Origin of the sequence: Cytobacillus luteolus, assembly GCF_017873715.1 — a bacterium.
Classification (GTDB): Bacteria; Bacillota; Bacilli; order Bacillales; family Bacillaceae_L; genus Bacillus_BV; species Bacillus_BV luteola.
Window position 1 is genome coordinate 1 of the sequence record NZ_JAGGKM010000004.1, and the last position, 23,860, is coordinate 23,860.

The 23,860-nt window shown below is 35.2% G+C and carries 30 protein-coding genes and 2 riboswitches; of the genes, 9 read left to right on the forward strand and 21 right to left on the reverse strand.

Annotated features, from left to right (window positions below; all coding sequences use genetic code 11):
- Window positions 1-454: 454 nt before the first annotated feature.
- From gcvPB to gcvT, 3 genes are read right to left on the reverse strand one after another with little or no spacing between them, the layout of a single operon-like run.
- Window positions 455-1,918 (reverse strand): aminomethyl-transferring glycine dehydrogenase subunit GcvPB, encoded by a 1,464-nt coding sequence (gene gcvPB / locus J2Z26_RS12005; RefSeq protein ID WP_193535401.1) that lies wholly within the window; start codon window positions 1,916-1,918, stop codon window positions 455-457.
- Entirely contained in the window at window positions 1,911-3,257 is a 1,347-nt protein-coding gene (gene gcvPA / locus J2Z26_RS12010) for an aminomethyl-transferring glycine dehydrogenase subunit GcvPA (protein WP_193535402.1), read from the reverse strand. Before gcvPA ends, gcvPB begins: the two co-directional genes overlap by 8 nt.
- A 36-nt stretch (window positions 3,258-3,293) precedes the next feature.
- On the reverse strand, window positions 3,294-4,397 hold the full coding sequence (gene gcvT / locus J2Z26_RS12015) for a glycine cleavage system aminomethyltransferase GcvT (protein ID WP_193535403.1): 1,104 nt from the start codon (window positions 4,395-4,397) through the stop codon (window positions 3,294-3,296).
- 234 nt (window positions 4,398-4,631) lie between these two features.
- Window positions 4,632-4,729, reverse strand: a riboswitch (glycine riboswitch).
- Window positions 4,730-4,979: 250 nt separating this feature from the next.
- On the opposite strand from gcvT, the gene J2Z26_RS12020 reads away from it, so the two are divergent.
- The 4 genes from J2Z26_RS12020 to J2Z26_RS12035 all read left to right on the forward strand — a co-directional run bounded on the left by J2Z26_RS12020 (window position 4,980) and on the right by J2Z26_RS12035 (window position 8,514).
- Entirely contained in the window at window positions 4,980-6,674 is a 1,695-nt protein-coding gene (locus J2Z26_RS12020) for a DEAD/DEAH box helicase (RefSeq protein WP_193535404.1), read from the forward strand.
- Window positions 6,652-7,452: a YqhG family protein gene (locus tag J2Z26_RS12025; protein WP_193535405.1), complete on the forward strand. Its 801-nt coding sequence runs from the start codon at window positions 6,652-6,654 to the stop codon at window positions 7,450-7,452. The genes J2Z26_RS12020 and J2Z26_RS12025 overlap by 23 nt, the downstream gene beginning before the upstream one ends.
- Window positions 7,453-7,835: 383 nt before the next feature.
- A riboswitch (cyclic di-GMP riboswitch) is annotated at window positions 7,836-7,924 on the forward strand.
- Window positions 7,925-7,965: 41 nt separating this feature from the next.
- A complete protein-coding gene (locus tag J2Z26_RS12030; protein ID WP_193536068.1) occupies window positions 7,966-8,088 on the forward strand; it encodes an anti-repressor SinI family protein in 123 nt (40 codons plus the stop codon).
- Window positions 8,089-8,187: 99 nt separating this feature from the next.
- Window positions 8,188-8,514: a helix-turn-helix domain-containing protein gene (locus J2Z26_RS12035; RefSeq protein WP_193535406.1), complete on the forward strand. Its 327-nt coding sequence runs from the start codon at window positions 8,188-8,190 to the stop codon at window positions 8,512-8,514.
- Window positions 8,515-8,803: 289 nt separating this feature from the next.
- On the opposite strand, the gene J2Z26_RS22495 is transcribed toward J2Z26_RS12035, so the two are convergent.
- The 6 genes from J2Z26_RS22495 to J2Z26_RS12060 all read right to left on the reverse strand — a co-directional run bounded on the left by J2Z26_RS22495 (window position 8,804) and on the right by J2Z26_RS12060 (window position 12,725).
- Window positions 8,804-9,103 carry a DUF5658 family protein gene (locus J2Z26_RS22495; RefSeq protein ID WP_227413671.1) on the reverse strand — a complete coding sequence of 100 codons (300 nt, stop codon included), beginning with the start codon at window positions 9,101-9,103 and terminating at the stop codon, window positions 8,804-8,806.
- Window positions 9,104-9,170: 67 nt separating this feature from the next.
- Complete coding sequence (locus J2Z26_RS12040; protein ID WP_193535407.1) at window positions 9,171-10,010, reverse strand: LPXTG cell wall anchor domain-containing protein; 840 nt, start codon at window positions 10,008-10,010, stop codon at window positions 9,171-9,173.
- Window positions 10,011-10,021: 11 nt separating this feature from the next.
- On the reverse strand, window positions 10,022-10,531 hold the full coding sequence (locus tag J2Z26_RS12045; RefSeq protein WP_193535408.1) for a hypothetical protein: 510 nt from the start codon (window positions 10,529-10,531) through the stop codon (window positions 10,022-10,024).
- Between the two features lie 87 nt (window positions 10,532-10,618).
- A complete protein-coding gene (locus J2Z26_RS12050) occupies window positions 10,619-11,113 on the reverse strand; it encodes a hypothetical protein (protein ID WP_193535409.1) in 495 nt (164 codons plus the stop codon).
- A gap of 175 nt (window positions 11,114-11,288) precedes the next feature.
- Complete coding sequence (locus tag J2Z26_RS12055) at window positions 11,289-12,050, reverse strand: hypothetical protein (RefSeq protein ID WP_193535410.1); 762 nt, start codon at window positions 12,048-12,050, stop codon at window positions 11,289-11,291.
- A 132-nt stretch (window positions 12,051-12,182) separates the two neighbouring features.
- On the reverse strand, window positions 12,183-12,725 hold the full coding sequence (locus J2Z26_RS12060; RefSeq protein WP_193535411.1) for a signal peptidase I: 543 nt from the start codon (window positions 12,723-12,725) through the stop codon (window positions 12,183-12,185).
- Window positions 12,726-13,004: 279 nt separating this feature from the next.
- Here J2Z26_RS12060 and J2Z26_RS12065 point away from each other — a divergent pair, with 279 nt between their 5' ends.
- Genes J2Z26_RS12065 through J2Z26_RS12075 form a run of 3 tightly spaced genes read left to right on the forward strand, consistent with a single transcriptional unit; the run spans window position 13,005 to window position 14,136 of the window.
- Complete coding sequence (locus J2Z26_RS12065) at window positions 13,005-13,364, forward strand: helix-turn-helix domain-containing protein (protein WP_193535412.1); 360 nt, start codon at window positions 13,005-13,007, stop codon at window positions 13,362-13,364.
- A gap of 11 nt (window positions 13,365-13,375) precedes the next feature.
- Window positions 13,376-13,525: an anti-repressor SinI family protein gene (locus J2Z26_RS12070; protein WP_193535413.1), complete on the forward strand. Its 150-nt coding sequence runs from the start codon at window positions 13,376-13,378 to the stop codon at window positions 13,523-13,525.
- 2 nt (window positions 13,526-13,527) lie between these two features.
- Window positions 13,528-14,136 carry a class D sortase gene (locus J2Z26_RS12075; RefSeq protein WP_193535414.1) on the forward strand — a complete coding sequence of 203 codons (609 nt, stop codon included), beginning with the start codon at window positions 13,528-13,530 and terminating at the stop codon, window positions 14,134-14,136.
- 10 nt (window positions 14,137-14,146) lie between these two features.
- Here the strand turns inward: J2Z26_RS12075 and J2Z26_RS12080 are convergent, their stop codons facing one another.
- Window positions 14,147-14,773: a hypothetical protein gene (locus J2Z26_RS12080; RefSeq protein WP_193535415.1), complete on the reverse strand. Its 627-nt coding sequence runs from the start codon at window positions 14,771-14,773 to the stop codon at window positions 14,147-14,149.
- Window positions 14,774-14,869: 96 nt separating this feature from the next.
- On the reverse strand, window positions 14,870-15,529 hold the full coding sequence (locus tag J2Z26_RS12085; RefSeq protein WP_209794352.1) for a hypothetical protein: 660 nt from the start codon (window positions 15,527-15,529) through the stop codon (window positions 14,870-14,872).
- Window positions 15,530-15,582: 53 nt separating this feature from the next.
- Here J2Z26_RS12085 and J2Z26_RS12090 point away from each other — a divergent pair, with 53 nt between their 5' ends.
- Entirely contained in the window at window positions 15,583-15,936 is a 354-nt protein-coding gene (locus J2Z26_RS12090) for a DUF3889 domain-containing protein (protein ID WP_209794354.1), read from the forward strand.
- Between the two features lie 41 nt (window positions 15,937-15,977).
- Here J2Z26_RS12090 and J2Z26_RS12095 read toward each other — a convergent pair whose 3' ends face one another.
- The 9 genes from J2Z26_RS12095 to comGA are packed head-to-tail and all read right to left on the reverse strand — an operon-like array spanning window position 15,978 to window position 20,727.
- The gene (locus tag J2Z26_RS12095; RefSeq protein ID WP_193535418.1) at window positions 15,978-16,157 is read right to left on the reverse strand and encodes a YqzE family protein; all 180 of its coding nucleotides are present in this window, start codon (window positions 16,155-16,157) and stop codon (window positions 15,978-15,980) included.
- A gap of 45 nt (window positions 16,158-16,202) precedes the next feature.
- Window positions 16,203-16,700 carry a shikimate kinase gene (locus J2Z26_RS12100; RefSeq protein ID WP_193535419.1) on the reverse strand — a complete coding sequence of 166 codons (498 nt, stop codon included), beginning with the start codon at window positions 16,698-16,700 and terminating at the stop codon, window positions 16,203-16,205.
- Between the two features lie 52 nt (window positions 16,701-16,752).
- Window positions 16,753-17,145, reverse strand: a complete 393-nt coding sequence (gene comGG / locus J2Z26_RS12105) for a competence type IV pilus minor pilin ComGG (RefSeq protein ID WP_193535420.1) — start codon at window positions 17,143-17,145, stop codon at window positions 16,753-16,755.
- 3 nt (window positions 17,146-17,148) lie between these two features.
- Entirely contained in the window at window positions 17,149-17,571 is a 423-nt protein-coding gene (gene comGF / locus J2Z26_RS12110) for a competence type IV pilus minor pilin ComGF (RefSeq protein ID WP_193536070.1), read from the reverse strand.
- Window positions 17,568-17,900 (reverse strand): type II secretion system protein, encoded by a 333-nt coding sequence (locus J2Z26_RS12115; RefSeq protein WP_193535421.1) that lies wholly within the window; start codon window positions 17,898-17,900, stop codon window positions 17,568-17,570. The genes comGF and J2Z26_RS12115 overlap by 4 nt, the downstream gene beginning before the upstream one ends.
- Complete coding sequence (gene comGD, locus J2Z26_RS12120; RefSeq protein WP_193535422.1) at window positions 17,884-18,333, reverse strand: competence type IV pilus minor pilin ComGD; 450 nt, start codon at window positions 18,331-18,333, stop codon at window positions 17,884-17,886. Before comGD ends, J2Z26_RS12115 begins: the two co-directional genes overlap by 17 nt.
- Complete coding sequence (comGC, locus tag J2Z26_RS12125; RefSeq protein WP_193535423.1) at window positions 18,320-18,622, reverse strand: competence type IV pilus major pilin ComGC; 303 nt, start codon at window positions 18,620-18,622, stop codon at window positions 18,320-18,322. The genes comGD and comGC overlap by 14 nt, the downstream gene beginning before the upstream one ends.
- Window positions 18,623-18,638: 16 nt before the next feature.
- Window positions 18,639-19,670: a competence type IV pilus assembly protein ComGB gene (comGB, locus tag J2Z26_RS12130; RefSeq protein WP_193535424.1), complete on the reverse strand. Its 1,032-nt coding sequence runs from the start codon at window positions 19,668-19,670 to the stop codon at window positions 18,639-18,641.
- Window positions 19,657-20,727, reverse strand: coding sequence for a competence type IV pilus ATPase ComGA (gene comGA / locus J2Z26_RS12135; protein ID WP_193535425.1), 1,071 nt, complete (start codon window positions 20,725-20,727; stop codon window positions 19,657-19,659). The genes comGB and comGA overlap by 14 nt, the downstream gene beginning before the upstream one ends.
- Before the next feature lie 266 nt (window positions 20,728-20,993).
- On the opposite strand from comGA, the gene J2Z26_RS12140 reads away from it, so the two are divergent.
- Entirely contained in the window at window positions 20,994-22,742 is a 1,749-nt protein-coding gene (locus J2Z26_RS12140; RefSeq protein ID WP_193535426.1) for a methyl-accepting chemotaxis protein, read from the forward strand.
- Window positions 22,743-22,788: 46 nt separating this feature from the next.
- On the opposite strand, the gene J2Z26_RS12145 is transcribed toward J2Z26_RS12140, so the two are convergent.
- Entirely contained in the window at window positions 22,789-23,460 is a 672-nt protein-coding gene (locus J2Z26_RS12145; protein WP_193535427.1) for a DUF421 domain-containing protein, read from the reverse strand.
- Between the last annotated feature and the right edge of the window lie 400 nt (window positions 23,461-23,860).

Consider the following 23,860-nt stretch of genomic DNA (forward strand, 5'->3'; position numbering starts at 1 on the left):
CGCCAGCGTTCGTCCTGAGCCAGGATCAAACTCTCCAATAGAGTTGATTAGCTCATGCTAAAACAATTTTTAAAACAAACATTGACGCTTGTGTTGTGTTCAGTTTTCAAAGAACTTTTTTTGTGACAGAATCATAATTTATCAAAATTATAATCTCTTGTCAATCACTTTCTTTATTAAGTCACTTTCTTTTAGCGACAAAAACTATCTTACCATCGAATTAACTCTTTGTCAACTTCTACGAAGTGGTTAGAGTTTTAAAAAACAAATCAAGTTTTTTCGATTTGTTATTGTTTGGTGAGTTGTTGTTTTGTCGTGGTGACTTGTTCTTATATTACACTGAAGTTTAGTAAAAGACAACCCTTCAATACGCGGTAATATATTCCAATAAAAAAAGATTCACCCGAAAAGTTCGGATGAATCTCTTTCTTCTATATATATATATATATATATGTTATTGCTTTTGAAAGCGAAGTACTGGTTTACGCGCAGCCAACGTTTCGTCTAGACGCTTAATCACAGTGCTGTGAGGAGCTTCTTGAACGATTTCTGGATTCTCCTCAGCTTCTTTTGCAATTTGAATCATTGCCGCGATAAACTCATCTAATGTTTCTTTAGATTCAGTTTCTGTTGGCTCAATCATGATACATTCCTCAACATTAAGTGGGAAGTAGATTGTTGGTGGATGATATCCAAAGTCTAATAGACGTTTTGCGATATCTAATGTACGAACACCAAGTTTCTTTTGACGTTTACCTGATAATACAAACTCATGTTTACAATGTTGATTAAATGGTAGGTCAAAGTGTGGTGCAAGTTGACGCATCATGTAGTTTGCATTAAGAACAGCATACTCTGTTACCGCTTTTAAGCCATCTGGACCCATTGTTCGAATGTACGTATAAGCACGTACGTTAATTCCAAAGTTTCCATAGAAAGGTTTTACACGTCCAATTGCTTGTGGACGATCGTATTCGAAACGGTAGCCATCTTCACGTTTTACAAGTACAGGTTTTGGTAGATAAGGAATTAAATCAGCTTTAACCCCTACCGGACCTGAACCTGGGCCTCCACCACCGTGTGGACCAGTAAATGTTTTATGAAGATTAAGGTGAACTACGTCAAATCCCATATCCCCTGGTCTAGCTTTACTTAATACAGCATTTAAGTTTGCTCCATCATAGTATAGCTTCCCACCCGCATCATGGACAATTTTAGCCATTTCTAAAATATGAGCTTCAAATAATCCTAATGTATTTGGGTTAGTTAACATAAGGGCTGCAGTATCAGGACCTACTACACTTCTTAAGTCTTCTAGATCAACTAATCCGTTTTCATCTGATTTAACAGTAATTGTTTCAAAACCAGCAACTGTTGCAGATGCAGGGTTTGTTCCGTGTGCTGAGTCAGGAACGATTACTTTTGTACGAGCTGTGTCATTATTTGATTCATGGAATGCACGAATCATCATTAATCCAGTCCACTCACCATGAGCACCAGCAGCAGGTTGAAGAGTTACTTCATCCATACCTGTAATTTCTTTTAAATGTTCTTGAAGATCATACATTAAACCTAGTGCACCTTGAACAGTAGACTCATCTTGTAATGGATGAATGTGTGCAAAGCCAGGAATACGAGCTACGTTTTCGTTAATTTTAGGGTTGTATTTCATTGTACAAGAACCTAATGGATAGAACCCAGAGTCTACACCATGGTTACGTCTTGATAAAGCTGTGTAGTGACGCATGATGTCTAACTCAGATACTTCTGGTAATTCTGGTTCTTCAGTACGGATATAGTCAGCAGGAATGACATCATCTAGGTTTAGCTCAGGAACATCCATTTCCGGTAAGCTATAACCAACGCGGCCTGGTCTAGTTAATTCAAAAATTAATGGTTGATCTTGATGATTATTCATTGCCATCCCCCAATTCTTTTACAAATGTATCGATTTCTTCTTTTGTACGTAATTCAGTTACTGCAACAAGCATGTGATTTTTTAGCTCAGGGTAGTCAATTCCTAAATCATAACCACCAATGATTCCTTTTTCGATTAACTTCGCATTTACTTCCTTAACTGGTTTGTTAAGTTTTACTACGAACTCATTGAAGAAAGGTCCTTCATAAGGTACTTCAAAGCCATGTTGTTTGAATGTATTTTTAGCATAATGTGCTTTTTGGATATTTTGTGTAGCCATTTCTTTAACACCTTTTTTACCTAAAGCAGTCATCGCAACTGATGCCGCTAAAGCATTAAGTGCTTGGTTTGAACAAATGTTAGATGTCGCTTTGTCACGACGGATATGTTGTTCACGAGCTTGAAGCGTTAAAACAAATCCACGTTTACCATCTTCATCTACTGTTTGACCAACAAGTCTTCCTGGAACTTTACGCATTAATTTTGTTGTTACTGCGAAATATCCACAGTGTGGTCCACCAAAGCCAGTTGGAATACCAAATACTTGTGCGTCTCCAGCAACGATATCAGCACCGAATTTACCAGGAGGTGTTAAAGCCCCAAGTGCTAATGGGTTACTTGAAACAACAAACATACTTTTACCTGTATGAGCAATTTCTTCGATTTCTTTTAATGGTTCAATTTGACCGAAGAAGTTAGGATATTGAACAACAACACATGCAACAGAATCATCCATTGCTGATTTTAATGCTTCAAGGTCTGTTAATCCGTTTACAGCTGGTACTTCAACAACTTCGATATATTGACCTTTTGCATATGTTTTTAATACTTCACGTGATTCAGGGTTAACTGCACCTGATACTAAAACCTTTTTGTTTTTCGTATGACCTGTACATAGCATTGCAGCTTCCGCAAGAGCAGTACCACCGTCGTACATTGAAGAGTTCGCTACATCCATTCCAGTTAATTCACAAATCATAGATTGGAATTCAAAGATTGCTTGAAGCTCACCTTGAGAGATCTCTGGTTGGTATGGAGTGTAAGCTGTGTAAAACTCAGAACGAGAGATAACATGGTCAACAATAATTGGCATGTAGTGATCATATACTCCTGCTCCTAAGAATGAAGCGTTCGCTCTTAAATCCTTATTTTGAGCAGCAAGTGCTGATAATTCTTTGAAAAGCTCAGTTTCTGATTTTGCTTGTTTAATGTTGTACTCCCCTTTAAAGCGTACACTTTCAGGGATATCATTAAAAAGCTCATCAACTGAAGAAACTCCGATTGCTTGAAGCATTTCTTTTTTATCTTGTTCCGTCATTGGTAAATAACGATGTTTCATGGTTTAACCCCTTTCGGTTATATCTAGAGTGTGATTTTATTTTTTAGGACGCTTGTAAAAAGGTGTAGCAACAACTTCTGCTTGTAAACGTTTGTTACGGATTTGAACTTCGACTTTCGTACCAAGCTCAGCAAACTCAGCTTTGAGTAAAGCAAGTCCAATGTTTTTCTTAAGTGTAGGAGATTGCGTTCCTGTTGTAACAGTCCCTACTTCCTCACCATTTACAAACACTTCATAGCCATGACGTGGAATTCCTTTATCAATCATTTCGATTCCAACTAGTTTACGAGGTAAACCGTCTTCCTTTTGCTTTTTCAGTGCTTCTTTACCAATAAAATCAGCTTCTTTATTTACTTTCACCGCAAAGCCGATACCAGCCTCTAATGGAGAAATGTCTTTTGTTAATTCTTGACCGTAAAGTGCTAAGTTTGCTTCGAAACGAAGTGTGTCTCTCGCTCCTAGTCCAATCGGTAAAACGCCATCTTCTTTTCCTACTTCTAGGATTTTGTTCCAAAGCATTGTAGCGTCTTGTGTATTGCAGTAAATTTCAAAACCATCTTCTCCTGTATAACCAGTACGAGATACTAATGTTTTCACACCATTCACTTCTACATCATCTTGGAACTTGAAAAATTTGATTTCACTTAAGTCTGTGTTTGTTAACTTTTGAAGAACCGTTTCAGCTAAAGGTCCTTGTAATGCTAATTGTGCTACATCACTCGAGATATTTGTAACTGTTACATCTCCAGAAACATGACTTGATAACCAGTCAAAATCCTTCTCAATGTTTGAAGCATTTACAACTAGTAGATAGTGATCATCTGATTTTTTATAAACTAAAAGATCGTCTACTGTTCCACCATCTTCATAGCACATCGCTGTATATTGAGCACCGCCATCTTTAAGCACGGATACATCATTTGTCATCATTTTTTGTAAATATGTAAGACTATCTGGACCTTTTACATCGATTTCTCCCATGTGAGAAACATCGAACAAGCCTGCTTTTGTGCGGACAGCTTCATGCTCTTCTTTAATGCTAGAAAACTGCACAGGCAGATCCCAACCACCAAAGTCGATTGTTTTTGCACCATATTGTGAATAAACTTCATATAAAGGTGTACGTAGTAATTCAGTCAATCATAATTCCTCCCTTAACATATGTAATCGTAGAAAACGCTTTCCTCAGAGCATCAAAAAAAGGACAGAGTACCACCACAAAACGTGTAGTTCTCTGTCCTGGCACCTGAAAGTTTTACCTTTAATTAGAATGTTCAAAAGACATTAGAATAACCTCTTTTTACACATACTAAAAAAAGCCATTTCCCCTTTGGTGGCCTCAAAGATTTAAATCTTGGGCTCTCTCCAGAGTTGCGTCAAACAAGAGTCTTTTTGCCTGAGAGATTCACAGTTTATAGGCTGTTTGCTCCTTCGGCGCCACCATGGCCGGTAGTCTCTCCCCTTGTTCTCATTCGCCAATATATAATTTTTACCATACTTGGTTATACTACCCTAATAGAGTAATGTTTTTAAACTTTTTAAAGCTATTATCATCCTACCATTTGAAGCCTTTTTCGGCAATAATTATATTTCCTTAACAAAGACTTTTTTTCAGTTTGAAATGTTCGTAATTACAATGCAAATCCAGTCTAATTACATTCCCTTTTTGTTTTTTATTCCAAAAACAGAAACACACTATTATTTATAGAAAGGATTGGTATGATGAAAGTCGACATAGAGTTTGATCACTCTTGGCAGGATGACTTTTTGAAAAGAATAGAAGATGACGGTCCTTGGGCTAATTGGGAGCTTTATAAACTCGCCTATGAAGTCGAACAGCATACAGCCATTCCTGAATTTGAAGGCCTACAAGCACCGAAACATCTACCGCAATTAACACCACTTCCTCACCAATTAGAGGTTGCAAAACAGGTTGTGGAAAAAATGCACGGGAAAGCGATTTTAGCTGATGAGGTTGGACTAGGCAAAACAATTGAAGCCGGTCTTATTTTAAAAGAATACATGATTCGTGGACTAGTAAAGAAAGTTCTTATTCTAGTACCTGCATCTTTAGTTTCTCAGTGGGCAGCAGAGTTAAACCAGAAATTTTACATACCTGCCGTGCAGCAAAAGAAAAGCTACGTGTGGGAACAATGCGATGTTGTCGTTTCTTCTATAGATACAGCAAAAAGAAGTCCTCATCGTGAAATTGTGTATGAACAAGATTATGACCTTATTATTATCGATGAGGCACATAAGCTAAAAAACAATAAAACGAAAAACTATGAATTTGTTCAAAATCTTAAAAAGAAGTTTTGCTTACTATTAACTGCCACTCCTATCCAAAATAGAATAGAAGAAATTTTTAATTTAGTTTCACTATTAAAGCCCGGTCACCTAGGAAACCAATCTTATTTTGAAGAATCCTATAATGCAAAAGAACGTTCTCTAGATGGAGATAAACATCTAAAAGAGTTAGTTAATAAAGTAATGATCCGAAATCGTCGTGATGATACAGGTATTGAGTGGACGAAGCGTCATGTTGAAACAGTTCCGATTGAGTTTTCCGAAACAGAACGAGATTTATATGATGCCATTAGTCAGTACCGTTCAAGTGGAAGTCCATTTATGAATAGTATGTTCTCAATCATGACACTCCAACGAGAGGCATGTAGTAGTCGTGAGGCTGTATTCTTTACATTGAAAAAAATGCTCGAGAACTCAGATGAAGAAGGTAGACAGGCTCCTGTTCACATCATTACTGATTTAATGAAGAAAGTGGAGCAGGTTAATAAGAATTCAAAAGCTGAAAAAGCACTAGAATTGATTAAGAAAGTGGATGACAAAGTTATTATCTTCACCGAATACCGAGCAACACAGCTTTATTTACAATGGTATCTCCAGCAAAACGGAATTTCCTCCGTTCCATTTCGTGGTGGATTTAAACGCGGGAAAAAGGATTGGATGAAGCAATTATTCCAAAACAAAATTCAAGTGTTAATTGCAACTGAAGCTGGTGGTGAGGGAATTAACCTCCAATTCTGTAACCATATTATCAATTATGATCTACCTTGGAATCCAATGCGCCTTGAACAGCGTATTGGTAGAATTCACAGACTTGGCCAGGAGAAAGATGTTCACATTTATAACTTTGCGACAAAGAATACAGTTGAAGAACATATCTTGAAGCTATTATATGAAAAAATCAACTTATTCGAGCGCGTCATAGGTCAGCTAGATGAAATCTTAACAAAATTAGAGATTGGCAATATCGAAGACCATATTAAAGATATCCTGCTCCATTCGAAGAGCGAGGGTGAAATAAAGATTAAGATGGAAAATCTCACTTCTATTATTAGTTATGAAGAACAAATGTCAGAAGGAGATGAGCAGCGTGCAGCAACAGGAAATTCATAAGTTTTTAGAACGGTATTTTACCGCAAACGAATGTGAAATTCTTGAACGACATGAAGCTTTTATGAATGTGCAACTAACAGTTGAACTTGATAAGCAACTAATGAACCGCCCTTTTTACTGGCATTACCTTGAAAAAACAAACGGAGTTCCTAATCCAATGCAGTTAACCGTAATTACAGATCAAAAGCGTGCACCTGATGACTTGAAGGGTGATGTCGTTCACTTCGGGGCTCCGAGACTTCATCAAATTTTTGAATCGACTAGGTCACTTGGAGGATACATCCGCTTATACCAGGATGTTTCGGTGCAAACTCCGGGTAATGTCCCGCTTCACCCCTGGTTAGGTTTAAACGTTAAAGTGTCCTATCAATGTGATAAGAAGAAGGATTTACTTCTGTCACTCGGATTGCATTTAATTAGTGGGTCAATTATTGAAAACTTTCAAGAGACAATGGGTAGTATCTCACTAAAAGCCAAAATTCCAGACTATTGCTTTACGATGTCACCGTTGATAAAACCACAAAGTGGCTTGAATAGAATAAAGCAGTATATTACAAACATGGTAGAAGCAGATGATCATACATGGGCTGATAGAGCTAGAAATCGATGGGATGAGGATTTAGCTCTCCTTAATCATTTTTATGAAGGCTTGGATGAAATGCCAGAGAGCTATGAGACTGAAAAAGAGGCTTTGAAAGAACAGTATGAGCCTAAGGTAAAAGTAGAGATAATTAATGGTGGGTTGTTTTATTTGCATCAGGATATGTTTAGGAATTAGAAGAGTATTTCTTTCGGGAGATGCTCTTTTTTGCTTGTCTCCCTTTTTTGTGGGTAGTGTTACAAACTTTCGTTCCCAAAATATCGACAAATCATTTGTATTTATTTGGAAAAACTACAAGAAATCTCCTAACAATAATTATCTTTCTGAAGTCTAGATTAGTTACAACTATTGAATATAGGTATATCGTCTTACACATTCGCTATAATTAAACATTTAACGACATTATTTTAGGTTTAAAACCTATTTCTTTTCTAGTTTTCTAAATTTTTTGATATCGACACACTTCAACAACATTGAAGAATACTTCCGATTATACTACATATTATTAATACTAAAGTCGTACATAAATATAACTAACATATGAACTCGTAATTATCACTATCAGATAAAGGCAAACCTATTGAAAGATAGGGACGCAAAGTCACAGATCTAAGGTTGTTCACTCAATGATGATGGCTGGACTGCCTGGAATACTAAAAAGTATTTTGGGAGGAATAATAGGTGAAGGATATTTCAAGTGAAACTGTAGGATTGGATCAAGATTGGGTAGACTTAATTTTAGAGGCAATGGAATTAGGTCTAAATGTCCAGGATATCAAATTATTTCTTGAAGGACAACAACAGGTAGGCTGATGATACGAAATTTTCACATTTTTTGATTTTATACGTTCTTCATATGAAACATTTCCTTCGTTATATGTTATAATATCATGAAGGAGGGTGGAATCTATTATGATTGGTCAACGTATAAAGGAATATCGTTTACAGAAACAAATGTCTTTATCTGTTTTAGCAGAAAATGCAGGTGTTGCAAAGTCGTACTTAAGCTCGATTGAACGCAATCTCCAATCAAATCCTTCCATTCAATTTCTGGAAAAAATATCTGCTGTTCTAGGAGTTTCAGTAAATACACTACTAGGTGAAGCTGATGAACAAAATCAACAGGAACTTGATTCTGAGTGGGCGAAATTAGTAAGAGAAGCAATGCAATCCGGTGTTTCGAAAAAGGATTTTAAAGAATTTCTTGAATTTAATAGATGGAAAATGAATAACAAATAAAATAGCGTTTCGGTGACCCGGAGTCATCAGGAACGCTTTTTATTTTGACATTATATGTATTTAGAAAATGTCGGTTGTTCAGTATAATTATCCTTTTGCATTTTAACAACACTTAGAATAGGTTTAGGTTCCATTGACTGCCTGGCTTTTATATGTGTTATGTCCTTTTGACAGATCGGACATAACCATTCTCCTGTATTACAGCTGCTAAAAGATGGCTTAAAACATCGATTACACACTTTCTTATACATCGTATATCCCTCCGTTTTTGTTTTACTCTATGAATATGCTAGTAAATAAAAGGTAAGAACCAATAACAGTGCACCATTATGACAAGTACGTAGCAAACTGTCGCGCCTTGGGTAAGTCTTTTGATCAAGCTTGAGAGTGGCATTTTTTTTGTGAATATCAATATATAGAGTAATAATGAAAGAACTATTTTAAGTGTTAAAAACAAACCAGGATCGTGTTGATACATTAGGTTCATGATTGGATTGCTTTCACTGATAATTGAAAATTGTAGCCCAATAAAAGTTAGAATTCCGTCGAGTAAATTTAATAGTGCTAAGGTGTGGAATAGTAAAAGCATCTAATCACCCCAATTATTTAAATAAAAAAGACCTTGATTCTGAATCTGTTCTCTCATTCAAGGTCAGTTAGTTGCGCTTAGTATCCAGTTTTCTTTTTCTAGGCAATAATAGTAAACTAGTACCTGACACCATCAATGCTAAGCCACCGAATAGATAGTTATAGATATTGGTAGATGTATCTGGAAGAATTTGTCCATCAACTGGCGCAGATACCAACTCCTCCTCAGTAATCGGTCGTGCTGGTTTCACTTCTTCCTCTAACGAAACCTCACCAGAATCACCTGGAACTTCTGGTTCAACAGGATCTGTGTGATTAACTGGATTCTCAGGGTCTGTTGGATTTTTTGAATCAGTCGGATCCTCTGGATCGGTTGGGTCCACTGGATTAGTCGGGTCCTCTGGATCGGTTGGATCTTCTGGATCAACAGGATCTTCGGGGTCCTCTGGATTCTGTTCTATTTTTGCTTTACCAGTGAACTTAACTTCAAATTTAAACCCCAAGCCCTGAAACTCATTTCCAAGATGGGAAGGAAACATAAATGTAAATTTCAAATCCTCTTGATAAGTAGACTTTAAATATCTTCCACTGATTTCATTGAACTCATGAAGCAACCCATCATACAATATTTCTTTAGAATCAGAAATTGTAAGTTTATATTCTTTGAATAGTGTTTCACTACCACTTTTAAAGTGTATTTTTGTATCATATCTAAAGTCTTTACTTCCTCTGTTTTGAATTGTCAGCACCTTAGATGCAGTACGCCCTGGGGCCATATTTGAAATAGTAAATACTTTAGAATCTGGTGGTAATTCCAGTTCAATTTCTTTTGAATCCGCTAAAACAGTACCAGGAATAAAAGCTACAACTATTAATATGTGAAGAATAATAGTAAAGTTAAATTTCATAGAACTCATCTTCATGGTTGTTGTTCCTCAACTTTTTCTTCCTCTGAATCTGTTTGATCTTCTGAATGCTCTTCATTACTACCTTGACCTTCTTCGTTCTCTTCTGATTTTCCTTCACTACTTTGTTTCTCTTGGTTCTCATTTGAAGTACCTTCGCTATTCTGATCTTCCTCAACCTCTTCATCATTCTGACCATCTTCAATTGTAGATTCCTCAGTGTTTTTTTCTGACTTATGATTCTTTCCCTCTTGACCACACTTCATCCCATTTTCGTTATTTTCATTGGACTTTCCTTTTCCATTTTCTATTGCAGGATCTGGACATTTTTTTTCCTGGGGTATTTCCGTAACAATTCCATCTCCACCTATCACCAATTCATCTGTAAATAAAGAATATGAATCCAATGTAAATAGCTTTATACCTGCTAAAAATAAAAGGGTAACAAAGAGAGAAGTACTGAAAAAATATAGATTTTTTTTCTTTTTGCGTTTAAGATCTTCATGCCTGCTCTTTCTGCTCATGAAAAAAGTCTCCTTTATACCTTTATCTAAAATGGAAAAGTGATATTATTATTAAACTAATTATTTTCTGTATATCTTTTAACACCTTCAATAGGAATTACAACAATCTTGAACTGCATAAATTTCAAGAAATGGCTTGATCACCACATTGTTAAGGTTAGGTTTACTATCATTTTTAAGACTTAGAGTAATTGTAAGGTGTGTGCTCTGATTTGTTCCTAGATATCTAATATCATTGTCATTAAATAAGTTGATCGTGGATATTGAACTAGCAGAGACTTCCGAGAGGATTAGTTTATCTTGAATTTTAACCGTAACCAAATAATTCTCTAATAGATCATCATTAGAAGTATTATTATTTTCTAGTAAAAATTTTATATAAGCATCTAAAACCACCGGCTCTTCCCCCGTGTTCATAACAATAAAATCATCACTCACAGTAATACCTGGTGATAACTTCTCTTCAGAAAACATAAATATATTTTTATTACTAGAAATGGAAAGTGTAGAATTTCTTATATGCCCTAAAATTCCTTCAGAATCAAAAAACCAAGAATATGAACCAAAGCTCGGACCTATCATAATTAGCCCCCCAACTGCAATACCCAAAAAACATGTTTTAATAGTCTGGAGTTTTTTCACATATAATCACTCTCCTCAAATGATGTATATTCTAATTAGCCATTGAAAAGAATCAGTTAATATTAAATCGAGAGACTCAAGTCTCTCGATTTATAATTAACAAGGAAGCTGGTATTTAGAATCCTTTATTCGGATTGTCTACTTGATCAAGTTTCACATCAAATCTAGCAGAGAAAGTAGCGCCTTGATACTCATTCCCCGCTTCTTCAAGCAATTTAACTCCGTATTGTAATACAAAACTCTTATCTGTTGTTAATACTCGGTTTAATACAACCTTTTCAAATTTAGGATCTGTAGTATCAAAAACAAGTACCTCTTCTCCTGCTTCTAATGCTGCATTAATAGTTTCAGTAGCCGCATCAGGTAAAGTTGTATTATCTAAAACCACAAGCTCCTCATAACTAGTTGCAGCTAAAGCAGCCTTTACCTCATCAGAATTCACATCACCAGTAGCAAGAAATGCAGCAATAATATCTTTGTCTTTCGCTTGAGCACCTTTAGCAATATTTAAATTATTGCTAGCTATACGATAAACAGCTGCACTACGATACATACTTAGGTCAGCACCTGCATCTGCTCCAGTAAGAGTTGAAGTGTATTTTACACTTAAGTGTGCACTTTCATTTGAACCATTTTTAAATACAACAGGATCACTGTATGCTGAGCGAGATGGTGCAAATTTCCCTGTTAAGTTCATTAGGTTTGCAGTCCCTGAGCCATTAATGTTTTCTGCAGCAGAGATATCAATAATTGCATTTTCAATAGAACCTGACAACACTTGTTCTGAAGTAAACCAAGAGTATGTACCAAATCCTGCGCCTACCACTAATGCTCCTGTTAATGCTGTGCCAATTAATGCTTTTTTTACATTTTTCATTTGTTTCTCCTCCTAGAGATTGTTTTTTATATAATAATAGGATATTTCCTAGTACTATCAAGAAAAGATTAACCCTGCAAACTTCTCCAAAAGCGTTATAGCTTTCTTCATTGAAGTCTAAAATACTTTTTTTTACCCTTGAATTTGTTCTTCTTTTCGATTCCCTATAATACCTAACCTTTGGAAGATTTCTATTATAAGTACGATTAGTAATGGAACTGCTACTAGTAAGAAGAATCCAATAGGGCCAGAGACAAACTTTGCAATATAACCAGCTCCTGGAACGATTGCCTTTTGTATTCCAAGGATATCTTCCCTTGGTATTAATACATCGTCTTTAACATTGTTGTTATCACCCTGAGCCACAAATAATGTCTTACCATTTTCCTCTACAGTGTCGATCGCTCTATGAGTAATCAACATACCGTCTGGGTGCTTATAGGTTATTACGTCGTTCACTTGTGGTTCAATTTCAGTGTTAATAAGTATTATGTCTCCTGCGTTAAAGGCAGGCTGCATACTGTTTGATAGGATTGTCAAAGGTTTATATCCGAATATACTAGGAACCTTTTCTATATCTCCTTTAGCCTGGAAAACAAAATATACAACTGTTCCTGCCATAATTGCTAAAAATACAAGTAATACTGTTGAGGTAATTTTTACTACTTTTTTCATTAAATCACTTCCTACTTTTTAATTACTTTTTCGTTCGTTCACCGTTCTCTTTAGCGAACTTATAAGTTGAGTATATGCCAATAGTTGGAATTTGAAAAATCTCAAAATTAGCCAAATTTTCTTAATAAAGAACATTTATCGTGCGTTATCTCGATTTATCTCTTGTTTTCTTACTATTTTGTTATTTTATAAAGAACAAATTGTTTCTTATAATGAACATAACGACACCTTATATGAAATAAAAGAAGTGACAACAATTCAAATACGAGGAGTAGGAAGATGATTGGGAAACGCATTCGTAAATTGCGTCAAAAGAAAGGGATCTCTATGTCAGAGCTTTCTAAACAGGCAGGGGTTTCTAAGTCCTATTTAAGTTATATAGAACGAGATCTCCAAACAAATCCTTCATTACAGTTTCTCTCAAAGCTAGCTGAAACACTAGATACAGATATTGAGTATCTATTAGGTACTGGGTCTAGTGCAAAAGTAACAAGGGAGATTCTAGATAATGAATGGGCCGTTCTATTGAAGAAAGCAATTGATGATGGAATGAGTAAGGAAGATTTTCGGGAGTATCGTGATTTTATTAATTTTCGAAATTGGAAGAATACTAGACAGGAGCGAAATGTTTCTGAATGATGGAGGAATCAATGAATAAGTTCATTAATAGCTCAAAAAGCAGCCATGTCTTAGATATAGATTGGGTTGAACTATTACTTGAAGCAAAAGAATTGGGTATAACTACCGAAACAATTCGTTCTTTTTTAAATCTTACTACGAGAGATGAGGAAATGAATTAGGTATGCTGAAATACATCTCTATGTTTATCATTGTTGGCGGTTTTTTATTAGTAGTGGCTGGTACTTATCAGTATGCACAAACGGAAAATGCACAAAAAAGTAGTCTTTCTGAAGCATATAAGGTGTTGAAGAAAGGAACTGTTAAGCATTCCAGTACAGAGGTTGAGCAAACTGTTCAAAAAGAAGAAATAGAATTTTCTCCTAAACAAGGGGATGCAGTCGGTATATTATCAATTCCTCGCTTAAATTCAGAGTTACCTATTATAGAAGGAACAGATGAGGATGAGCTGGCAAGAGGAGTTGGCCATTATAAGGGGACAGCCTATCCTGGTGATAAAGACCAAATTGTTTTATCGGGACATCGGGATACTGTTTTTCGAAGAATGGGAGAATTAAAAATTGGAGACGAGTTAGTTGTGACTTTACCTTATGGTAGTTTCACCTACACAATTGAAAGAACGGAGGTTGTAGATGCCGATGATACAACAATTATTAAGTCTACTGCTCCAAATGAAATACTTGTGTTAAGCACATGTTATCCTTTTTCATATGTAGGAAGTGCACCTGAACGTTATATTATTTATGCAACACCAAAGAAAGCGACCAACTAGGCCGCTTTTTTTAGTCTTTATTCTCAGTTGCCGTTAAAACAAGCCCACGCTCATTCTCAACAACTTTATAATTTACATTATTCAAGGTAGCTGAAGAATCAAGCTGATCCTTATCCTTTTCCAAAATAACTAAGTCATGAACCATAGAGTTAATTTGAGCTTCACTTACTTTTTTATCCTTATTCGTAACAGACACAAGTAAGAAGAACGAAGCAAGTGTATCTTCAAACTGATCAAGGGATTGCTCTAGCTTTTCAGCTTCCACTTCTTTTCGGATAATGGATAGCTTTGAGACTTCGTTTGTATCTTCGTTTACAATTCCTTCTAGAATTAAACCTTCTCCTACATCAGTTTTAAATTCTCCATTTGATACAGTAAGGTCTTTGATTTGATAGGCTTCGTCTTCTTTCATTTCAGCTTGTGCTACGTTCCAGTTTTCTTTTAATTCTTCAGGTGTAAAACCTAGTGTACCTAATTCAGTTTGTGCTTGGATACGTGCAATTCCTGCATCATTTACTGTGGTTCCTTCTGTTTCTGCTGTCTTGGCTTCTTTTTTTTCTTCCTTGGCTTTGTCTTTACCGCCGCCACAGCCAACTAAAGTCATCGCGCATATTAGTATAAAGAATAATTTTTTCATAACATCCTCCCAATAATAATGCCTGTTTCATATAGCATTAATATGTACGGAAGGGCTTCAAATCATTCTTCAATTAAGAGAAGGGTTGTATTTTTTTTATTGAAAAGGTTCTTGATCTAATAACATAATTCGATACAAGAAAACTTCTTTGTATTTCATAACAAACTTCTCAAGCTCTTCTTCGTCTTCAAAGTTAATAGTTCTCATCGTCATTGAGTTTCCGTCATTTCTTATGGTAACGGCTAGTGTAACCGGCTTTTTTATACCCTCGATATTGATATCATGACCAAAACTCGAAAATGCCTCACTTAAGTTGGTATCTTCAACTTTAATTGCTCCCGATTGAGAAGAAGCGGTTGTTCCACCTTGTGATAAGGAAGAATTCCAACGATCGTATTTGTCCTCATCTACATCAAAGGAAGTTTTCGCAAATGCTACTGTAAAGGTAGTCTCTTTTTCTTCAACCTCAGGTCCTAGACCCATGGCAGCACCTGTTAGATTTCCTTGTTGTTTTTCGCCATTCTTATAATGTTCTACCCAAAATTCGATGTACTTAACTTCATCTGGTTTGTAAAGTTCAATATCGTAAACAGCTACTTTTTCAACGCCTAATGATTCAACAAGGCTCATATTGACTTCACTTAGATCTGAGGTTTTTACCTTTGCTAACGTATTTTCCGAAGGCTTTTCCTGCGTACAACCAAATAGGAAAAGAACACTAAAACCGATTAGCCACTTACTAAAATTTTTCATCATATTATCCCACCTAATGTATAGTTATAATCGTTGTGTAAATGCTATAAAATGAGGTGATTATTATTTATAAAAAATGTGTATTTAGTCTATTTATAGCTATGTTTATTTCCTCTGGTTACTCTTACGTATTACCTACTGAAAAAGTTTCAGCTGAATCTGGGCAATTAAAAGAAGGCGAAAAATGGGGAGAACTAGCTATTGAAGAAGTTCAGAAAAAGTATGATGGTGTGCTGATTAAGGAATATCAATATATTTGGCATGAAGAAAAGAAGGATGGCACTGGAATTAAGCGTTTTAAGTTTTTATTACGACACTTTGGAAAAGAATTTGGAGTGTATGTGACGATTAGTTATGATGTAAAGTCAGAAGAAGTAAAAGAGATACAAATAATGGAGGTTGCTCACTAAAATCTAAAAAAGAGTGACATTGAAGATATGTCACTCTCGTGTTATTTTCGTTTCTTTAACAATAACTTAAATGCAAAAGGAATAACCCCAAACCATTGATCCATGAAAGGTGAACGCTCACTCTTACGTAGTTGTCTGGTTTCCTTACGAATATTTTTTGGTTTATCTATATAGCTAACAATTTGCTGAGTCATAAATTTCACATAATCATTTGGAGACATATATAACACCTACTTACTCTTTTAGTGTTATTTTGCCCAAGTTTATTACTTTTTAATCTCCAACATAATCTCATTTACAATATCGTTCACTTCTTTATTTGAGGTATTAATTGTATAATGTGCTTCTTGATAGAGAGGTAATCGGTCATGGAAAAGTTTTTCTGTTCTAGATAATTGCTCATGATCAAATAACGGTCTAGAGCTATCATACTTTAAGCGCTCTACAATAATGTCAAAATCACAGTGCAAGTAAATAATTGTACCACGAGATAACAACCACTCACGATTTTCTTGTTGAGTCACCATTCCCCCACCAGTTGTAATAATCACATCCTCAGTTGGTAGCTCCTTCAAAGCTTCTCGCTCATACGTTCTAAATGTGGTTTCTCCCTCAGTTTCAAAGATGTCTCTAACTTTTTTATCCTTATTTTTTTCGATGTAATCATCTGTATCAATAACTGGCAGATATAATGCCTTACCAAGTTCCCGACCAATTGTTGATTTTCCCGCTCCCATAAACCCTGTTAAATAGATTGCTTTCATTTTTCTCTCCTAAAATACGATTTGTTGTCATTTTACAATAACTAAACCATTTTTAAAACCTAATCCATTGACCTGGTTTCTTTTCTGTATAGTTATATAAAAACTTCGCGTTGTACTTCCTCCCATTTGATGTATCGCAGTACATAGTAATTGCAAATCTATCTAAGGTTTGTTCAGCAACTTGATATCTTACTTGTCCATTAGGATAATACAACCATTCGGAATAGGAACTAGTGAGGCTCCCCTCAACTTTTCTACGTTCTATCTCCTCAATGATGTCATCTACTGCCATACTAATAATTATTTCTAAATGGTATTGCTCTTCTACTTCCTTATAAAACCGCTTCTCAGTAATATACAGGTCTAATTGATGTGTAAAGACTGCAAAAAACAGTAAAGAGATAGCAATGGTTGTTGGTAAAATAAAGCCTTTTTCATTTTTCATACATCACCCCAATGGAAAAACAGAGAATAGTTGTGACTTAAAAACGTTGTTATGTTTATCTATTGCTTCAATGACGACTCCATTTATTAGCATTTCATACTTAACCCCATTAACATTTTGAAGGAGTATCTCATGCCCTGCTCCATTCACTCTTCTTCGAATGCTTGTACCATAGGTTTCATAAGTTACTGTCTCGCCATTGTTTTTTGAAAACCTAAGGGTTGTAATATTCTTTGTAACATGAGTTGATTGGTATATTTCCTGTTTTGCTTGTTGGATAAAGACTTCCCATTCGAGTTTGTTGATTCCACCTGATTTAGGCTCTTTTATAATAGCTAATAATCCAACTACAAATGTGAGTATGAGCATTAGAATAGACAGTGAAACTAGCATTTCTAGGAATGTAAAACCTCTTTCATTGTTCATTGATTTGTATATCCACACCTTTCTTCTGGACGTTTGCGTTTATCTTCCCAACGAACACAAACTTTTGTTTCATCAACAGCACTCCACTCCAAAGTATAAGAAATACCATTTCTTGAGACAGTTTTATTTTCTTTTACTCCTGAGTTATTTTTAATGGCCATTAACTCTTCAAAAATGAGTTGATTTGCAGTGTTAACAAAAAGAATATTGGCTCTTTCTTGTTTAACTAAAACGAAGGACGGTATCAAAGTAGTGAAGAGTAATAACCAAACCGAAAAGGAAACCAATACCTCCAAAAGTGAAAAGCCTCGCTCACATTTTCGTAACATAAAAGCGCCCTCTCCCAAGCAAAAATGTAGTCTTATACAGATCCCCTTTGTAATCAAAAATAATTGCACCTGATTTTGATAAATTTCCGTTGGAGAGATAAACAATACCTGGAATTAAATTGTTGTAAGGAATTTTTATATTTTTTGAGTAGTTACGTCTTAGAACCTCAAGCCTACTAGAACCGACCAACATCTTATAATGAAATTGCTGGTCGACAAAATAAACGTATACTGGCTCGCTATGGCTCATTGCATAGTTTTGGGCATATAGTAAATCTGTCTCTAATGTTCGAAAAAAAGATTGGAGTTGTTTTGCTTCCAAGGCAGGTTTAAGCTGAAGTAGTGTAATGGAAGTTAATGTAGACATGATTGTTAAGACCAGAAGAATTTCAATAAGAGTGAAACCACTTTGGTTATTTTTAGGGGGTTGCACTTTCAGAAACCTTCCCAGTTATTGAATCGATAACAAGTGAATTCCCACCTGGACATCTATCTGTAGTAATATAATTACCCGTCTTAAGTTCAGCCAGTGTAGGAATGGTCTCTTTTTCTATTTCATATACCTGAACTTGTGCTTGAACCATCTTAATCAGTGCATCACACCCCTTATCTTTTATGACAGCATTGTGTGAGGTAATGTTTGGAATGGTAATTAGAAGTAAAATAGAAATGACAAACAAAACTATGATCATTTCAATTAGTGTAAAGCCTTTTTCATTCATTGTTTTTTATCTCCTTTTAGATAGAATTAATTAACTTAAACATAGGTAGCATGATTGCCATGTACATTGATACGATTATAAGTCCAATGCTCCCAAATAAGAGTGGTTGACTTATTTTTAAGAAACTAGCTATCTTGCTATCTAGTTGCTCTAATGTATAGTGGCTATAATGGTATAGCTCTTGGTCAAGATTTCCGTGGGATTGACCGTGTTTAATGATTTGTGCTAACTCTTTATCAAAATAGGTTCGTGAATGGATAATCATATCTAGTCTTTCACCTGATGTTAGTGAAGCTTTCATTAGAGTGGCTTCTTCTTTAAAAAATTGAGAATGCTGCTGTTCTTCAAAGGATTTAATTGCTTCATAAATTGATAGTCCACCTTTTAATAGATTGCTTAGCTGCACTGAGAAAAAATGAGAATTTAGCAACCGGATCCATTTGTTTATAAAAGGTATTTTTACAATAAACTTCATCTGTATAATTGCTGATACTCGCTTAAAGTATAGGAAGAAAAATAGGATGCTAGTAACAATGAAGGCTAGGACAACATATAAAACGAATTTACCAATGTTCGTAAAGTTTTGTAGGAGGATTATGAAGAATGAAGTATCTAGGTTCATAGAATCATAAAGTCCAAGAAACTGTGGTAAAAGAACTTTCATCATAACAATGACAATGCAACACACGAAGAACATAAGGAAAAGTGGATAACTAATCATTTTTCTAAGCTTTGCGGTATGCTCAATTCTTCTAGACAAAATAGAACTGCCTTCTCGTAGTGCAAACGATATATCGCCTTGTTTTTGGGAAAAAAACAAATAAGATAGAACATCTTTATGGAACTTTAATTCTGTCAGTATGCTATAAAAACTCTCACCCTCTTTTAGTTTTTGCAATCCATTTTGTAAATCACTCTTACATTTTTCTCTCATTTGGAACTGAAGAAATTCAATTCCTTGTGTAAGGGAATAACCATGATCCAGTAGTTCTCCTAATCTTTTTAAAAAGACCACTTGTTCGTCAGGTTTCCATTTATTCCTGTTCATTTTTAATAACCCATCGTTCCATCTCACTATTATCCAAGTACCCTAGTGCTATCCCCTTCTTGATCACATCACGCAGTTTTAGGTAGTTCCCACTACCTTTCTCACCCTTAGCCTCTTTCATTACCTCTTCTAGAGCTCGTCCACTTAGTAGTTCATAAACACTAGCTCGCCTAGTTTTCCTCATTTTTTTACAATAGGATGAGCATTGTCCCTCACAAAATGGGCATTTAATAGTTACAAGCCTTTGAGCTGCAATTGCAATTAATGTTTGCTCGATTTCTTGAAGGGATACATCAAATTCGAGTAGACGATAAATCGCACCTTTTGTATCTCTCGTATGCATAGTAGAAAGTACTAAATGACCTGTAAGTGCCGCACGAACAGCAATTTGAGCCGTTTCAGCATCACGAATCTCTCCGACCATGATGATATCAGGGTCATGCCTTAATATGGCTTTAAGGCCAGTTGCATAGGTGATTCCTGCTTTTTCGTTTACTTGTACTTGAAGAACATCCTCATTCTTACGCTCAATTGGATCTTCTAGGGTAATGATATTCCGGTTGAATAGTTTTTTTGTAGCTCCTAACAAGGAGTAAAGAGTAGTGGTTTTACCAGAGCCAGTAGGACCAGTAAACAAAATTAAGCCATGTGAATGTTTTAAAAGTGAGATTAATTTTTTCGTCGTGTTTGGAAATAGTGAAAGCTGAGACAATGGGTAGGTTGTGTCCTGTGGAAGTAATCGGATAACTAAACTTTCTTCATAAGCGGTAGGTAATGTTGATAGACGTAAACTGATTAAGGTGTCATGTATGACTGTAGAGAGCGCTCCATTTTGCGGACGGCGTCTTTCTCCAATATCCATTTCTGCGAGGAACTTAAAATGTGAGATTAAGCGATCAAATTTTTGTTTTTCGATAATTTCCTTTGTAACTAGTTCGTGGTCTAGCCTAAACTGGATAATTGCATCATTTCTTCGAGGAACAAAATGGATATCCGATACACGATTAATATAGGCATCCTGTAAAATCCTGTCCCCCAATTGTTCAATTGGATTCAATAAAAATCACCTCATGTCATAAAGTTTATTTGCCTTTACTTATTTCAACATAATATGACATTTACCTTCAAATTTTTTTATACCTTTGTAAATTTTATGTAAACAGTTCACAAATTGGCCACATTCCTTATCCCACCTGAATTTTTGCCCGCTTATCACCTTTAAATAGTAGTGAATTAGGTAGGTCTAATCTACTAAATCTTAATACTGGCTTAATATTTCATTGTTATAATTTGTCGTAATAGGATGATGATGGGGGCAAAAGTATGAAAAAGTATATCCAAAATTTTAAGAAAACCATACTAAGCAAGAGATTGAAACCAAACTTTGTAACTCCCTTTAGTAAATTTAAGTTTAGTAGACTTAGTCTACGAAGTAGATTGTCATTTCTTTTTGTTATATTACTTATAACATCGCTGACTACAGTAGGGGTAAGCTCTTATTTTCAAGCAAAAAATGCAACGATACAAACAATCGAAAGTAGGTTAGAAAGAGAAGCCGAAATGATGGGGTATGTTGCTAAAAATCTAAAATTTCTATATGTAAGTGATGATACATATTTTAAACAACAACTTGAGGTTAGTGTTCGCGATCAACAAAAACAACTAGAGAAAGATGGAATTGTTTCAAGTATCTATACTATTTCAAATAAGATTGTAACACCTTTTAAGAGTAGTAAGGACTCTTCACTGTCTTTCTCTAATACGTTTGTAAATAAAGTAACCGAATCTGATAAAGCTGTCTTTCAAGAAAAACTAAATGGTGAAGATTACACCATTTCAGTTTTAAAGATGGATGAGGTTAATGGACATTATCTTTTAGTCGTTCCAACTAAATCATACTTAGGATCCGTAACAAACATGGCCATCACTACAATTATAACTGTAGTAATAAGTATTATTATTTCTTCTATAATTCTTACTTTATTTGTTAAAAGCTTAACCAAACCTCTGATGAGATTGACATCTATTATGAGAGAAGTACGTGACGGTAATTTAGTGGAGTTATCTGATTCTTTACAAACAAAGATACCAGAGATTCGTTCTCTAGATAAAAGCTTTCATACCATGCTTACTCAAATGCGCATGATTATTAAAGAAATTAATGAAACAACAAATCAATTGGAAACAACGGGTGGAAATCTTAGTTGTACATCAGAAGATGCATTAGAATATAGCCGTCAATTAATAAAGGCCATTATTGTAGTAAAAGAAGGCGCAGAACAGACTGCAATTAGCTCTGAAAGTAATGTAGCGAGTTATCATGCCATGAAAGAGAATGTAGATAAATTATTACATAATATGAATACAGTCTTTGAAAGTTCAGAAGACATGAATCAATCAGCTATTCGTGGAGAGCAAAATAATTCTGTATTAATCGAAAAAACCATATCTTTTGAGAAAGATTTTGAACATATGACTTCTACGGTAAAGCATGTTCAGCACCATTCAACTGCTATCTCGAATTTAGTAGGGTTAATAAAAAACATTGCCGAGCAAACAAAGTTGTTGTCACTGAATGCTTCTATCGAGGCTGCTAGGGCAGGTGAAGCTGGCAAGGGATTCGCTGTAGTTGCGCAGGAAGTAGGTAAACTAGCAGAAGAATCATCAAAAGCTAGTAAAGAAATTTCTAGTTCAATTTCGGAAATGGAAAAAGTAACCTTTGTTGCTACCGAAGAGTTTGACCAAATGCTACATAAGATAAAAATGAACCTTTCAAGTGCACATGATTCCAAAGAGTCCTTTGACCATCTTATGAACGTAATTTCTAGTTTAACAATTAAGTTAGAAGATATGAAAACTGAATTATATGAGCTAAAAGAAGGAATCCCTCAACTTGAAGAAGCAACAATCCGCTTTGCCTCGGTTTCTCAGGAAACATTAGCAAGCACCGAGGAAATGTTAGCGACAAGTGAAAATCAAATAGTACAAATGGAAAGCACACATGAGGCAGGATTGAAGTTAAGTCAACTATCCAAATCTCTATCACAACTTTCTAAGAGGTTTAAATTATAAAAAACAAAGAGCGCAAACATGGTTAAACATGGCTGCGCTCTTTGTTTTATTGTAGGTACTTCGGAGGTGGTGTTTCATGTGACTTATAGTTTACTTCTGAAAAAATATCAGGCTGATCATTTTCTTGCTTTTGTGATGCGGGTGGTGTAGGTTCAACAGCTGGCTCATTAAACTTAGTAATTAATTTCACTTTAGGTAAACGCTGATTAAACAGCATTTTTAATTCCTGAATATCCTTTTGTATTTGTTCCACATCCTGCTTTGTGGCAGGTTGTAATTGATCTTTTAGTAGAAATCCAATTTGCCCATTTGGTTCTAGTGTAGCCCACTTTATGTCATTAATCCTTGCCACATTCCCTTGTCGGAGCTTCATTTCAAGCTGGTCAACTGTCAATCTCATCTTTTTTAAGTTCTTTACATTAACTTCTCCATTTTCAATTACCATCTTAGACTTACCTGTGATAAAGTTTTCTAGTTTATCCGATTTAATTTGGCCATATTCCATTGCAATTAAAGTTAGTATTAAAACAGCACCTACACCAATTGTTACCCAAATATTTCGGCCGGCAACTGGTTGTACAAGTAATGATCCAATACCGATCATGATGACTGTTTGTGCTAACGTCATTTGAGAAATTGACTTTCTTCCTGCAAATCTTAGTAAAAAAGTACCCGCTACTATTATCAGTACTGCCTTCCATACCCAACTAAAATCCATTTATAAAAGCTCCTTTAAAAGATAGTATTCTGTTTGTTATTGTTCCTGAAAATATGCTCTCCCTATACACTTTTAAAGTTTTTTCATTTTTTTCGTATATTATCCTTGATATCGGTTACCATAATTGATGTACCAGCAAGAAATTATTTTAAATTGAGATTTCAATTGTACCTTTTAGTTTAAGTATTTTGTCTTGATGGTTTATTTCGTCTTGAAAAGTATTTTGTTGTCGACGATATTTCGTGATATTTCCTTCTGAAATATCCCAAAATATCCTCTTGCGGTGCGGGACTTCGAATTGGGGTATCAATGGTACCTTATAGCTAAAGTATTTTGTCTTGATGGTTTATTTCGTCTTGAAAAGTATTTTGCTGTCGACGATATTTCGTGATATTTCCTT

What these genes read in the sequence shown, in the direction of transcription:
- comGC (WP_193535423.1), bottom strand. Translation starts at nt 18,622, where the DNA reads ATGAATGAAAAAGGCTTTACACTAATTGAAATGATCATAGTTTTGTTT.
- J2Z26_RS12055 (WP_193535410.1), bottom strand. Translation starts at nt 12,050, where the DNA reads ATGAAAAATGTAAAAAAAGCATTAATTGGCACAGCATTAACAGGAGCA.
- J2Z26_RS12050 (WP_193535409.1), bottom strand. Translation starts at nt 11,113, where the DNA reads ATGATAGGTCCGAGCTTTGGTTCATATTCTTGGTTTTTTGATTCTGAA.
- J2Z26_RS12035 (WP_193535406.1), top strand. Translation starts at nt 8,188, where the DNA reads ATGATTGGTCAACGTATAAAGGAATATCGTTTACAGAAACAAATGTCT.
- gcvPA (WP_193535402.1), bottom strand. Translation starts at nt 3,257, where the DNA reads ATGAAACATCGTTATTTACCAATGACGGAACAAGATAAAAAAGAAATG.
- J2Z26_RS12085 (WP_209794352.1), bottom strand. Translation starts at nt 15,529, where the DNA reads ATGATGAAAAATTTTAGTAAGTGGCTAATCGGTTTTAGTGTTCTTTTC.
- J2Z26_RS12080 (WP_193535415.1), bottom strand. Translation starts at nt 14,773, where the DNA reads ATGAAAAAATTATTCTTTATACTAATATGCGCGATGACTTTAGTTGGC.
- comGF (WP_193536070.1), bottom strand. Translation starts at nt 17,571, where the DNA reads ATGAACAATGAAAGAGGTTTTACATTCCTAGAAATGCTAGTTTCACTG.
- J2Z26_RS12060 (WP_193535411.1), bottom strand. Translation starts at nt 12,725, where the DNA reads ATGAAAAAAGTAGTAAAAATTACCTCAACAGTATTACTTGTATTTTTA.
- J2Z26_RS12065 (WP_193535412.1), top strand. Translation starts at nt 13,005, where the DNA reads ATGATTGGGAAACGCATTCGTAAATTGCGTCAAAAGAAAGGGATCTCT.
- J2Z26_RS12045 (WP_193535408.1), bottom strand. Translation starts at nt 10,531, where the DNA reads ATGAGCAGAAAGAGCAGGCATGAAGATCTTAAACGCAAAAAGAAAAAA.
- J2Z26_RS12040 (WP_193535407.1), bottom strand. Translation starts at nt 10,010, where the DNA reads ATGAAATTTAACTTTACTATTATTCTTCACATATTAATAGTTGTAGCT.
- J2Z26_RS12145 (WP_193535427.1), bottom strand. Translation starts at nt 23,460, where the DNA reads ATGGATTTTAGTTGGGTATGGAAGGCAGTACTGATAATAGTAGCGGGT.
- gcvPB (WP_193535401.1), bottom strand. Translation starts at nt 1,918, where the DNA reads ATGAATAATCATCAAGATCAACCATTAATTTTTGAATTAACTAGACCA.
- comGG (WP_193535420.1), bottom strand. Translation starts at nt 17,145, where the DNA reads ATGAAAAATGAAAAAGGCTTTATTTTACCAACAACCATTGCTATCTCT.
- J2Z26_RS12140 (WP_193535426.1), top strand. Translation starts at nt 20,994, where the DNA reads ATGAAAAAGTATATCCAAAATTTTAAGAAAACCATACTAAGCAAGAGA.
- J2Z26_RS12095 (WP_193535418.1), bottom strand. Translation starts at nt 16,157, where the DNA reads ATGTCTCCAAATGATTATGTGAAATTTATGACTCAGCAAATTGTTAGC.
- J2Z26_RS22495 (WP_227413671.1), bottom strand. Translation starts at nt 9,103, where the DNA reads ATGCTTTTACTATTCCACACCTTAGCACTATTAAATTTACTCGACGGA.
- J2Z26_RS12075 (WP_193535414.1), top strand. Translation starts at nt 13,528, where the DNA reads ATGCTGAAATACATCTCTATGTTTATCATTGTTGGCGGTTTTTTATTA.
- J2Z26_RS12070 (WP_193535413.1), top strand. Translation starts at nt 13,376, where the DNA reads ATGAATAAGTTCATTAATAGCTCAAAAAGCAGCCATGTCTTAGATATA.
- J2Z26_RS12115 (WP_193535421.1), bottom strand. Translation starts at nt 17,900, where the DNA reads ATGTTACGAAAATGTGAGCGAGGCTTTTCACTTTTGGAGGTATTGGTT.
- comGB (WP_193535424.1), bottom strand. Translation starts at nt 19,670, where the DNA reads ATGAACAGGAATAAATGGAAACCTGACGAACAAGTGGTCTTTTTAAAA.
- J2Z26_RS12100 (WP_193535419.1), bottom strand. Translation starts at nt 16,700, where the DNA reads ATGAAAGCAATCTATTTAACAGGGTTTATGGGAGCGGGAAAATCAACA.
- J2Z26_RS12020 (WP_193535404.1), top strand. Translation starts at nt 4,980, where the DNA reads ATGAAAGTCGACATAGAGTTTGATCACTCTTGGCAGGATGACTTTTTG.